The sequence below is a fragment of the Paenibacillus sp. FSL H7-0331 genome, from assembly GCF_001956045.1.
In genome coordinates this window covers 53875-66195 of the sequence record NZ_MRTH01000035.1, presented here as the reverse complement: position 1 = coordinate 66195, position 12321 = coordinate 53875, and the positions used below count along the sequence as shown (strand labels likewise).

Genomic DNA, 12321 nt, shown 5'->3' with positions numbered 1-12321 from the left:
ATTGTAAGCTGACTTCTAGACTTCGTCAATTCGCACCCAACGGCGCTCCGCAATGGAACGATCTACCGCTTCCAGTACCTCCTGACACTTCACACCATCAACAAAATTAGGCACAGGCTGACGGTCTTCCTCCAATGCCTGCATCAGCTCGACAACCTCATGAATGAAGGTGTGCTCATATCCAATGGTATGACCGGCTGGCCACCAAGCGTCCATATAGGCATGAGAAGGATCAGTTGCCAACACGCGGCGGAAGCCCTGAACATCCTCAGCATCGTCTGTAAAATAAACCTGCAGCTCATTCATCCGCTCAAAATCGAATTTTACACTGCCCTTGCTGCCGTTAATCTCGAACGAATTCGTGCAGCGATGTCCGGGTGCAAACCGTGTTGCTTCGAAGCTGCCGAGCGCGCCATTGGCAAAACGGCTCATAAACAATGTCGCATCATCGACCGTAACCGGACCCTTTGGCGCATCCTTACTTCCCTTCGCACTCAAGCCTGTCATCGATGTAGGCTCGGGACGTTCTTTAATGAACGTTTCGCTCATCCCGATCACCTCGGTCATGCCGCCGATCAAATAATGCGCCAAATCAATCAGATGTGCGCCCAAATCTCCATGTGAACCAGAGCCGGCAATTTCCTTCTGTAGTCTCCACACCAGCGGGAAATCCGGGTCGACAATCCAATCCTGCAGGAACCAGGCACGGAAATGGTAAATCTCACCCAAACGGCCTTCATCAATCAGCTTCTTGGCCAGCATCACAGCAGGTGCAAAACGATAATTGAAGCCCACCATATGCTTCACGCCTGCATCCTCTGCAGCTTTGAGCATTTCTCTGGAATCCGGCAGTGTCAGCGCCAGCGGCTTCTCGCAGAACAAATGCTTGCCAGCCTTTGCCGCTGCCAAAGCAATTTCCATATGCGCATTACTTGGGGCATTAATATCGATCACATCAATATCTTTGTTATTCAACAAATCCCGCCAATCCGTCACATAACCGTCCCAACCGAATTGTTCAGCTGCCTGAGCGACACCCTCTTCATCACGACCACAGATCAGCTTCATAACCGGCTTGGCAATCTTCGGAAAAAACATATGTAAATCACGGTAAGCATGGCTATGTGCCTTGCCCATAAATTTATAACCGACCATCCCAATATTAATTTGCTTCATACTAGAATCCGCCTCCTTCAAAGTTTCACACTGGATTTTCATCTGTAATGTGGTGTACAACACTCGCTGCTCTGCGTATCAACTATCTGAATACCATGCAGCTTAACTAAAATTTCTGCTGCATGATTGTCGAACGACAAGCTCGGTATCCAGCTTGACCTGAAAGCTACCTTGCTCACCGTTCACCTGAGCCAGCAGACGCTCGGCTGCGAGACTTCCCATATCATAAAAGGGAACAGCTACGCTTGTGAGCGGCGGGTCTGTCACTCGGGCCGCATCAGAGTCATCGTAACCGACAATCGCGACATCCCTACCGGCTTCCCAGCCAAGCTCACGCAAGCCCTGCATAAGACCTATCGCCATTCGATCGTTTGCCGCAAATATCGCATCAATCTCGTGCCTGCGTTCATATAATGCTGCCGCCATCCTGTATCCACTGGTACGGCTGTAATTGCCTTCGTAATACAAATTACGAAGCGCCTCGGCATCCTTACCTGCTTCGCCCATTGCCTTCCTGTAGCCTTCATATCGATCTGCACTATTGGAAAACTGCGAGGAGCCATTCAAAAAGGCGATTTGCTTATAGCCCTTATCCATCAAATGCTTCACTGCACGATAGCTGCCACCGATATGATCCGCGTCTACTTCATTGAAGCTTTCACCGGCAAAATGCTGATTGACCAGACAGAAGTGATGCCCCTCGGACTCCAGCGTCTTCAGCTGTTCCCTTTCCTGCGGGGTATCACTAGCCCCCAGAATAATGCAGGCATCCACCTTTTGCGAACGGAATCGTTCAATGTAATCGCTCTCTTCGTCCAACGAACGAAAGGTAAGCAGTAGATCATAACCCTTATCTTTCACCTTGGCGCCAATACCGCTTAACACTTCGGAAAAATAATACGTTGAGAACAAATGAACCTTCGGCAAATAGGGAAGTACAACGCCCAAATTTCCGCTTTTGCGGCGGGCAAAGCTCTGAGCTATCGCGTTGGGGTGATAGTTAAGTGTTTTGGCAGCTTCCTGAACCCGCAGCTTCGTCTGTGCTTTCATGGGCCCTACACCATTAAAAACACGGGAAACTGTAGCCTCGGATACACCTGCCAGCTCAGCAACTTCCTTCCTGGTTACAATAGGACGATCCCTCCTTCAGGTTTATGAGACAAATTGACTTTTCAAGCAAATGCTTTGAGATACAGTGAATAAGTGCCGCTACGCGACCGAAGTATTCCTCCGATTGCTGTTGTTTCCAGAATTATTCTATAAAAAATATAGCGGTAAAATTCCGGAAACAAAGGCACCGCTCCGCTATCTCCAGAACACCACGGTCGCTCCGCTCATATATTCACCAAACTCTTGAGTTTGTACAACAAACAAACTAACTAACTAGCATATTAACTGACAAACCCATTAACTTCATTAGCCTTCGGCTTACAAGCTTCTCGCGAACTTGATAAAAAGCAACTCGCAAGCATTTTTATAGCTTTATTTCACATAATGTACACGCGTACATTTTCTCACGGGACGCTTCCCATGTCAATACATAATCTAGATAACTTAGCCTCATCCCATTTCGCACTGCACAGCAATACCTATTCAGCAATCTTCCGAACCATCAAGATATTGCTATTCAGGGATCGAGCGACTATGCTTGAAATAACGAATTGCCAAGCCCGGAGGGGATTTTCTATGAAACTGCTCGTAGCTGAGGACGATACATCCGTATGCGAAATGCTGCAGCTTTTTTTTCAAAAAGAACATTATGATACCACCTTCGTCCATGATGGATGGGTCGCCGAGCAGCGTCTGCTTGAGGAAAGCTGGGATTTCGTCATTCTGGACTGGATGCTTCCTGGCAAAGATGGAATCAGCCTCTGCAAACAGCTTCGCACCATAACGCAAACACCGATTATATTACTTACCGCGCGGGATCAGGAGCAGGATCGGATTCTCGGATTGGAAAGCGGCGCAGATGATTATGTCGTCAAGCCCTTCAGCCCGATGGAGCTGATTGCCAGAATCAAAGCGGTCCATCGTCGTTATCATATCAGTACGGCCTCATCCAATTTACAATCAGAGCCTACGCATCATCTATACGATTCTTTGAACATCTTGAAGCACAAGAAGATTCGGATCGAATTGGATACCCGAACCGTTATTATACGTGGAGCTGTGCTGACAAATTTGACTCCCAAGGAATTTGAGCTGCTGTGCCTGTTTGTTCGCCACCCGAAAAAGGTATTTACCCGCGATATGCTTATCGAGAGCATCTGGGGCTACGACTACATAGGTGAGGAACGAACCGTAGACGTCCATATCAAAAGGCTGCGCAACAAAATATCAACTCCTGAGAACCCACTCGTGGTCACCGTATGGGGCATAGGCTACAAGCTGGAGGAATGACAATGGGGAAGAAACGTTTGCATTATCGCTTTACTTTTTTTCAACGCCAATTTATAAGTCATATGCTCGTATCCATTCTGATTCTTGCTCTGACAGGAGCAGGCTTTGTTTATTATTTGAAACAGCAATCATATGTACATGTAACGGAGGAGCTAAGCAGCGCAGGCAAAGTTATTGTCCGAATGCTAACCCGTGAAGAGGAAGAACCGACCGGACCACTCCTGGCTTATCGAGGTTTGCTATCCGAGCGTAAAATATCTTTTATTATTTTAGATAAAACCGGAGAGATTGTGTACCGCGATCCCAAAATGTCGGCCGCTCTGCGCAATAAAGCATTTTTGGATGGCCTTCGTGCCCGCATCATGTCCATCAAAGACAATCAAAGCTTCATCGTTGAGCGCAGCCCCGAGCAGCCGCTTGTCGTCTTAACCAAACCCATTCATCCGAAAAGCAAAACAAACGATATGTACCTGTTCATTTTTTCCCCTGCAGTTGGTTTCAAGGACACCTCATTGTCCCTGGATCGGAATGTAGGATATGCAGCAGCATTTATTTTTGTGATAGCAGCCCTTATAAGCATTTATATATCCCGTAGGATGAGTCAAAGCCTTCAACCACTGCGCCATGCCACACGCAAGATCGCCGCCGGGAATTATGCCGCCCGTATGCCGATCATTCGCTCCGATGAGCTGGGTGACTTGGCGCTCGACTTCAACGCGATGGCAGTACAGCTGGAGGTATCCTCTCAAAAACTCGAGCAATACGAATTACGCCGCCACTCCTTTATGACCGATGTATCCCACGAACTGCGAACACCACTAACCTCCATACGGGGTATTATTGAAGGTTTGAAAAACAATCTCGTCACAGAACCTGAGGATAAGCACAAATACTACGCCATTATCGAAAAAGAAACATTTCGTCTTATTCGTCTGATCAATGAGCTGCTGGATATGGAAAAGATCGAAAATGGCTTGATCACCCTGGTTAAGAAAAATAGTTCACTGCGTGAAATTATGGAGACAGTTGTGGAAACCTTGGAAGTGCTGATCGAAGCCAAAAAGCTGCAAATTGTCATTGAATGCGACTCTGACCTGATCGTCTATTGCGATTACGATCGGCTCACCCAAATTCTGATCAATTTGATCAAAAACAGTATTCAATTTACCGAATACGGTACGATCCGGCTCAAAGCGACAGAAACCGAAGCCTCCACCCTGATCGATATTACCGATACCGGACGGGGGATGACTAGCGCGGAGCTTGCTCTTATCTGGGACCGCTTCTATAAGGCAGACCCATCCCGCGCCAAGAGCAGCAGTGAAACGGGACTCGGTCTGTCCATAGTCAAGCAGCTCGTGGAAGCTCATGGGGGCACGATTGAAGCGAGCAGTACACCAGGGATCGGTTCTAGCTTTGTGATTACGCTTCCCAAGGTGGAATCCTAAATTCTCTCTTGCTATTCTATGGAAAAGAACGTATAATTTCGACTGATAATAATTATCATTATCGTATTTTTGCTCATACATAAGAGGATCCGTACGCTGGAGGTGTCGAAAGCAACACAGCAATCCTATGAGAAAATTCCAAGCCACTTCGAGTATGAAGCTCTTTTCCTTTAGCCTTATTTTTATCATTTCATTGTTCGTTTTAGTAGCGGCGATGTTTCTGGCCATCTCCTACGGAGCCAAAGAAATGACACTTGGTACCGTATGGACAGCCGTGATCGATTATAATCCCAAATTGACCGCACACCAGATCATTCATGAGCTGCGGCTTCCTCGGGTAATAGGAGCAGCGGTTATGGGCGCGGCTTTTGCCGTCGCTGGAGCTTTAATGCAGGGTGTCATACGTAATCCGCTGGCAGATGCGGGGATACTCGGAATCAACTCGGGTGCGACCTTTGCCGTGGCCCTTAGCTTCGCGTTTTTCCCTAACTTGCCTTATTCGGCTTTAATCGTGGTTTCTTTTAGCGGAGCCGTGCTCAGTACGCTAATTATTTTTATGCTGGGCAGATCAGCTCCAGGCGGCCTAACCCCTTTAAGACTCACCCTCGCAGGAGCAGTGGTAGCCGCACTGCTGCATTCACTAAGCTCAGGGATTGCGATTTATTACAATTTGGCTCAGGATTTGGCATTTTGGTACGCCGGAGGTGTTGCCGGGGTCAAATGGGTACAATTGCAGTTGTTAGTTCCAGTTATTCTGATTACTATCGTATGGGCCTTCATGATGGGGCGTTCGGTCTCGCTGGTATCGTTGGGTGATGATGTAGCCATTAATCTTGGGGTAAACACGAAGCGGATTCGACTGCTTGGCATGACCGCATCAGTGATTCTTGCCGGGGTATCGGTTTCAGCTGTAGGTGCGATTGGATTTGTCGGGTTGGTTATCCCACACATCGCACGCAAGCTGGTCGGTGTCGATTACCGATTCATTATCCCCCTCTCTGCTTTGTTGGGTGCCGTACTGCTGGTTGTCGCCGACATGGGCGCCCGAATGGTCAACCCACCCCGAGAGCTTGCGCTTGGCATCATGGTCGCTTTGGTCGGCGTTCCTTTCTTTCTTTATCTGGCTCGTAAAGAAAGGAGGAGCTTATAGATGCAACAGCAAGTATCCAACAGGAACAAAAAAACGATCCAGGTCGGGATCATCCTGCTCATTATCGGCTTGTGCGCCATCCTGATCAGCCTGAACACAGGAACGATCCGGCTCGCTCCCCTTCAAGTCATTCAAACCTTTCTGGGCCATGGCAGTCCCGATGACAAGCTGGTTTTGTTCGAGTATCGCCTGCCGCGGATTTTGATCACGATGCTGGCTGGTATCGGATTAGGTGTTTCCGGTGCTATTTTACAAGGATTGTCCCGCAATCCACTTGCTGATCCCGGTATTCTCGGGCTTCATGCTGGAGCTGCCTTTGGCCTTATTGCCTTCGTCAGTTTTTTTCATTCGATGAAGGACGCCTCTGCTCTGTTGATTCCTTTATTCACTTTAACAGGTGGTGTTTTGTCAGCCTTTCTGATTGTGCTGCTCGCTTATGACCGCCAAAGAGGTCTGCTGCCTATTCGTCTCATATTAATAGGAATTGCAGTAGCTGCGGGCTTCAGTGCGATCACTTTGTTTTTATCGCTACGACTGGACGAAACGACCTATGCATTCACCGCAAGGTGGCTGGTTGGTAACGTCTGGGGACGGGATTGGATTCACGTCTACGCCCTGCTTCCATGGATTCTCATATTTGTTCCTTACAGCTTCCTCCAGACCCAAGCACTAAATGCGTTTTCGCTTGGAGATGAAGTAGCCACAGGTATTGGAACAGCCGTACGTAAGCAGCGATTACTACTGTTGGCAACTGCCGTCGCTTTATCCAGCGCCAGTGTAGCGATGGCCGGAGGAATCGGTTTTATCGGCTTGGTTGCTCCTCATCTTGCACGTCGTTTGGTCGGACCGATGCACCAACACTTTTTACCGATAGCAGGTCTTATAGGGCTCGTCATTCTGGTCGTTGCAGATACGATAGGACGCTCCTTATTTCAGCCGAATGCGATTCCTGCAGGAGTTGTAGTCGCCGCAATCGGTGCTCCGTATTTCTTATATTTACTTACCAGATCCAAATAAAACTCAATCTTAAGGAGACCTTATGAAAAAGACACTCATGATCCTGTTAAGCGCCGTATCGATGATTACCGTTTCCGCATGCGCTCAACCGACCCCTCAGACAGCAGCACCACAGCCAGCACCCGCTGCTGCCCCTGCAGCAGCTAACGACAAGACAGCAGCCAAAGCACCAAGGATCGCTTCGGTTTCCATCCATTTAACGAATGATTTGCTCGCGCTCGGTATTACTCCGGTCGGATCTGTAATCGGTGGCGATTTAAAAGCGTTCCTGCCTCACGTAGCCGACCGTTTGAAAGATACGAAGCCTCTCGGTGTAGTTACAGAGCCGGATATGGAAGCCATTTTGTCATTGAAGCCTGATGTCATTTACCTGGATAAGCAATATGCTGGCAAAGATATTTCCAAATACGAAAAAATCGCTCCGAGCGTAGTATTCGATCTTGATGAAGGCACATGGCGGGATCACCTGAAAAAAATCGGTAAGCTAGTCGATCGTGATAAGGAAGCCGAAACGTTCATTAAAGACTACGAAGCCCAGAAAGAACGTGTAAAAGGACTGATCAATACGAAGCTTGGCAAGGACGCTACCGTAATGGCCGTTCGTGTAACTGCCAAGGAGCTGCGCGTATTCGGAACGAGACGCCCTATGGGTCCTCTCTTGTATGAAGACCTTGGCCTTAAGCCAGCCAAAGGCGTCGAGAAAGTAAGCAAGGACAAAGCGTTTGACGTGATTTCTCAAGAGGTATTACCGGACTATGATGCGGATGCAATCTTCGTGATCGTGAACAGAGAAGATGGAGCCGAGAAATTATACAAACAAATTGAAAGCAATCCAATCTGGCAAGGTCTCAAGGCTGTAAAATCCCAACACGTCTATCTGATTCCTGATCAACCGTGGTTGGATTACTCCGCGCTTGGTACCAAAATGGCACTTGATGATGCCGAGAAGAAGTTTGCCAAGTAACCCGGATTCAATTGTATTCACAGAGCCATGTGGTCAGCAGACTGCATGACTCTTCTGCTCAGTACAAGCTCTTTAAGCTCATGCTCAGTTCCCATTCAGCGAACATTCAGTTTTTAATTGTATACTACTGGAAAGCAGCAGCTCTCCACCAGTAAGCTTGACCCTTGACACTCTGCCGTGTTGCAGTGCTGTTATTTTTTTAAGTAACTACACTACTTTATGTAGTTCTATAATGCAATGATGTCCGTTATGCCACTTCAGGCTGCCGGCTCATATGTAAAAGGAGGCTTCCCCATGAATATAAGAAAAACTGTACTTGCGTTAGGTGTAGCGGCTGTACTAATAGGTGGCGGTTATGCCGCTTATGACTACTATGCCGGAAATCACATTACCATCCAACAGGTTATTCCTGCAGCCGCAACTTCTTCTGCATCCGTCCCCACCAACAGCATGACAGCTGCTGTACCAGCCAAGCTGGACGGGTTATGGACCATCCAGCCGGCTTCTAAAGTGTATCTCTCTGTAACGACCTCCAAGGAAACCGTGAATATTGAAGGCGCCTCTGTCAAGGGAACATGGGTCATCAATACTGCTGAGCCGAACCTCATGAAAGCAGAAGGCATCGTCGATACGACCGTGCTGCAATCAGGTAATCCGCAAAGAGACAACCATGTCAAAGGAAATGATAGCTTAAACACAGCTAAATTTCCGGAAGCCAAGTTCACCGTGAAATCCTTTGATAACTTCCCTAAGGAGTGGAAGGAAGGCAGCAAAGTCTCATTCACCATGACCGGAACTCTTACAATCAAAGACATCGCGAAGGACGTAACCTTTACCAGTGAAGCCTTATACAGCCAAGGTGCTTTGAATGTGGAGGGCAGTACAGTCGTAACCTTTGCCGATTATGGTATGAAAAACCCGCATACGGTTCTATTAGAGGCCCAAAATAATGTGACGGTTCAGCTCAGACTTGTATTGAAGCTATAGTCGTTTCCCATACGCTCTTGCATATCTGCGAATTTTCCCGAAGATGGACTTATCCTTCAAACGTCTGAATATATAAGGATCGGGAGAAGTATTCACCTCGAGCACCCACGGGTGCAGCTTATCATCCAATGCCACGTCCAGGCCGATTTCCTTCAGTCCGCGATAGGTCGTGTGAAGCTGACGTGCTGTAGATAGTCCAAGCTTTCGTAAGCGGTGAATATATTTTTTCTTCGCAGTGCCGGATACATAGGCGGAAAGCAGAGTCCCTATCGGTTTAAGCGTACCTCCATTATGAACATTCGTAACGATTTTCTTCGGGTGAGCTACACGGCCGATGACACCGGTGGCTTCCCAGTTCCTGTTTGGTGTTTGTTGAACCATAACCCGAATATCGAAACGCCGATTCCGGTATTTGGTTAAATGGATGCCCTTCTGTACGAGATATAGTCGTTTTCTTGTGCGTTTTCGGATCGAATTGTAAAGATTATCAAAGTCGGAAAATGATTTTTTCACCACTCCATTCTGATACTTGTAACGCTTCCCATCCGTGACAGAGCTCTTTTCCACACGCATAACACCGTTGCCGTAAGTGCCACTATCCGGTTTGATATAGACCATCCCATATTGATTTAACAGGTCGTGCAGAGAGGTACGCGTCATTTTTCTCGTCACGGGCACATAAGTACGCAGCTTGGCATTACGCAGCATCACGCTTGTTTTTCTCCATTTACTTACAATATGCCTACTATAGTTTACTTTGCGCATTCGGCTCCACCTTTCTTCAAGCTTCCTTCAGCAGTAACAAACATGAAGTGAATATCTCCCACTTTCAACCTATTGTATGCACATACGGCGCTACTTGAAAGGGCGCTTTAAATTTCTCTGATCCTTTCCTCAAGCCACCGCAACGCAAATAAGCAGCCCCTGTGGGACTGCTTATTCTTGCTATTTAAATTTCTATGGAGCTGCCATGCTAGCTTATAAGCCAACGTCATGAAGTCAAATGCGATTCAGGCGCCACCAGCTCCCTCTGCTTACGGAGCAGGTAAGTAAAATAACGGATATAGAACGAAATCAACACAAAGAATATGCCTACGGTCAGCGGATCCTTCGTATAGCTTTCCAGTGTCGGCGCTGCAGCTGCCCCGGTCATTCCCGAGTCACTCTTCAAGTAGTACATGGCCAGCAGTCGATACACAATCCGCCCCAGCAGCAGCACAATTAAAGTTACCTCAACCCACAGATGGGTGCGATAGTACCAAGCATCGTCTCTTTTTTCAAACTGAATATGCTTGATAGCGTAGTAACTAAGGATCAACCCGACAGCCAAGCCTACCGCGTCGGCAATAAAATGAATAGGATGCAGCAGACCTGCATACAGAAACACGCAGCCTAACACACCGAAAATCGTCGTACGAAATATAAGCCGTTTACGGTTCAGCTTCTGAAAACCGATCGTCCGTTTCAACCTACGGTAAATTCCAAAGGCAATCAATGCCATTATAAGCAATGTAGGCCCCAAATGCTCCATGTGGATCATCCCTCCTAACCGTTGTATAGGGTAGATATCGAAGCCTTAGCACATCGAGATCAAGGAGCATTCTCCAAAAATTGCGCAGTCGGATTTTTGTCCATTGCCGAACGCATCGCGTATTCACTCTCAAACAGCACGACGAAATTATTTTTCTTATCCTTCACAAGCTGTGAATTAATCCGGAACTTGGCAGGATCGACATCCTTATCTACAATCCAACGTGCGAACTGGAAGTTCATCCGCTGCAGCTGTACCTCAACCCCATACTCTGCCTTCATCCGGTACTCCAATACCTCAAATTGCAGTTGGCCGACTACACCGAGAATCATATCGTCAAAGCCGATCGTACGGAATACTTGAATAGTGCCTTCCTCTGTCAACTGATCGATACCCTTTTGAAACTGCTTATGTTTGAGTGCATTTTTGACAGTCACCTTGGAAAATAACTCAGGTGAGAAGGTCGGCAGCTCATCAAACTCGTAGTTGCCGCCTTGACACAATGTATCGCCAATTCGAAAAATACCCGGGTCAAACAGCCCGATAATATCGCCGGGATACGCCTCCTCGACAATATCGCGGTCCTGTGCCAGAAACTGCTGCGGTTGAGCCAGCTTGATGTCCTTGCCTGGACGAACGTGTTTCACGGACATCCCACGCTCAAATTTACCGGAGCAAATACGCAGAAAAGCAATCCGGTCCCGATGCGCAGGGTTCATATTCGCCTGAATTTTAAACACATAGCCGGAGAATTGCTCGCTAAGCGGATCAATATCCCCTTGAGTACTTCTACGTGGTGTTGGAATAGGTGCCAGCTCCAGAAAATTTTCCAGAAAGGTTTGTACACCAAAATTATTGATCGCACTGCCGAAGAACACTGGGGTCAATTCGCCACTTTGCACTTTTTCATAGTCGAACGGATCGCCTGCTACATCCAGCAGCTCCAGATCCTGAATCAGCTGATCGTAGAAAAACTCGCCTGCAATTTCTTTGACCAGTGGGTCCTCATAGCCGCTTACTTTGCGCACTTCAATCATTTTATGATCGTCGCCCTGAAACAGCTCGACCTGCGTCTGCTGGCGATCATAGACACCACGGAACTGCTTGCCCGAGCCTATAGGCCAGTTCATAGGGTAGGATCTGATCCCAAGCACCTGCTCCAGCTCCTCCAGCAGCTCAAAAGGGTTTTGTCCCTCGCGGTCCATTTTATTAATGAATGTAAAGATCGGGATTCCCCGTTTACGACACACTTGAAACAGCTTCTTCGTTTGCAGCTCGACCCCTTTGGCAGAATCGATCAGCATCACGGCACTGTCAGCCGCGGTTAATGTCCGGTACGTGTCTTCAGAGAAATCCTGGTGACCCGGTGTATCCAGAATATTGACGCGATGTCCGTCATAATCGAACTGCATAACGCTCGATGTAACAGAAATCCCTCTTTGCTTCTCAATTTCCATCCAGTCCGAGGTGGCGTGCTTGCTTGCCTTGCGGCCTTTGACCGTACCGGCCAAGCGAATCGCTCCTCCAAACAGCAGCAGCTTCTCCGTTAATGTCGTTTTACCCGCATCCGGGTGAGAAATAATCGCAAAGGTGCGGCGTTTCTCAACTTCTTCTTGCATCTTCTGTGGCATGTTCATACTCATGGGTT

11 protein-coding genes are annotated in these 12321 nt (G+C 47.8%); 6 read left to right on the top strand and 5 right to left on the bottom strand.

Going from position 1 to position 12321, the window contains the following annotated elements; translation table 11 throughout:
- Positions 1-15: 15 nt before the first annotated feature.
- A complete protein-coding gene (locus BK127_RS32730; protein ID WP_076236297.1) occupies positions 16-1176 on the bottom strand; it encodes a Gfo/Idh/MocA family protein in 1161 nt (386 codons plus the stop codon).
- A 102-nt stretch (positions 1177-1278) separates the two neighbouring features.
- Positions 1279-2307, bottom strand: coding sequence for a LacI family DNA-binding transcriptional regulator (locus tag BK127_RS32725; RefSeq protein WP_076236296.1), 1029 nt, complete (start codon positions 2305-2307; stop codon positions 1279-1281).
- 555 nt (positions 2308-2862) lie between these two features.
- Between BK127_RS32725 and BK127_RS32720 the strand changes: the two genes are divergently transcribed.
- The 6 genes from BK127_RS32720 (at position 2863) to BK127_RS32695 (ending at position 9142) form a co-directional block, all read left to right on the top strand.
- Entirely contained in the window at positions 2863-3576 is a 714-nt protein-coding gene (locus tag BK127_RS32720) for a response regulator transcription factor (protein ID WP_076236295.1), read from the top strand.
- A gap of 2 nt (positions 3577-3578) precedes the next feature.
- Positions 3579-5024 carry a sensor histidine kinase gene (locus BK127_RS32715; protein ID WP_256711549.1) on the top strand — a complete coding sequence of 482 codons (1446 nt, stop codon included), beginning with the start codon at positions 3579-3581 and terminating at the stop codon, positions 5022-5024.
- Between the two features lie 154 nt (positions 5025-5178).
- On the top strand, positions 5179-6174 hold the full coding sequence (locus BK127_RS32710) for a FecCD family ABC transporter permease (protein WP_372237396.1): 996 nt from the start codon (positions 5179-5181) through the stop codon (positions 6172-6174).
- Positions 6175-7191 carry a FecCD family ABC transporter permease gene (locus tag BK127_RS32705; protein WP_076236292.1) on the top strand — a complete coding sequence of 339 codons (1017 nt, stop codon included), beginning with the start codon at positions 6175-6177 and terminating at the stop codon, positions 7189-7191.
- Between the two features lie 22 nt (positions 7192-7213).
- A complete protein-coding gene (locus tag BK127_RS32700; RefSeq protein ID WP_076236291.1) occupies positions 7214-8155 on the top strand; it encodes an iron-hydroxamate ABC transporter substrate-binding protein in 942 nt (313 codons plus the stop codon).
- Between the two features lie 294 nt (positions 8156-8449).
- Positions 8450-9142 (top strand): YceI family protein, encoded by a 693-nt coding sequence (locus tag BK127_RS32695; RefSeq protein ID WP_076236290.1) that lies wholly within the window; start codon positions 8450-8452, stop codon positions 9140-9142.
- On the opposite strand, the gene BK127_RS32690 is transcribed toward BK127_RS32695, so the two are convergent.
- From BK127_RS32690 to BK127_RS32680, 3 genes are all read right to left on the bottom strand, one after another.
- Positions 9137-9907 carry a YheC/YheD family protein gene (locus BK127_RS32690; RefSeq protein WP_076236289.1) on the bottom strand — a complete coding sequence of 257 codons (771 nt, stop codon included), beginning with the start codon at positions 9905-9907 and terminating at the stop codon, positions 9137-9139. The two genes, BK127_RS32695 and BK127_RS32690, sit on opposite strands and share 6 nt — an antisense overlap.
- Positions 9908-10133: 226 nt before the next feature.
- Entirely contained in the window at positions 10134-10673 is a 540-nt protein-coding gene (locus BK127_RS32685; protein ID WP_076236288.1) for a CcdC protein domain-containing protein, read from the bottom strand.
- Between the two features lie 59 nt (positions 10674-10732).
- Complete coding sequence (locus tag BK127_RS32680) at positions 10733-12304, bottom strand: peptide chain release factor 3 (protein WP_372237395.1); 1572 nt, start codon at positions 12302-12304, stop codon at positions 10733-10735.
- Positions 12305-12321 lie beyond the last annotated feature (17 nt).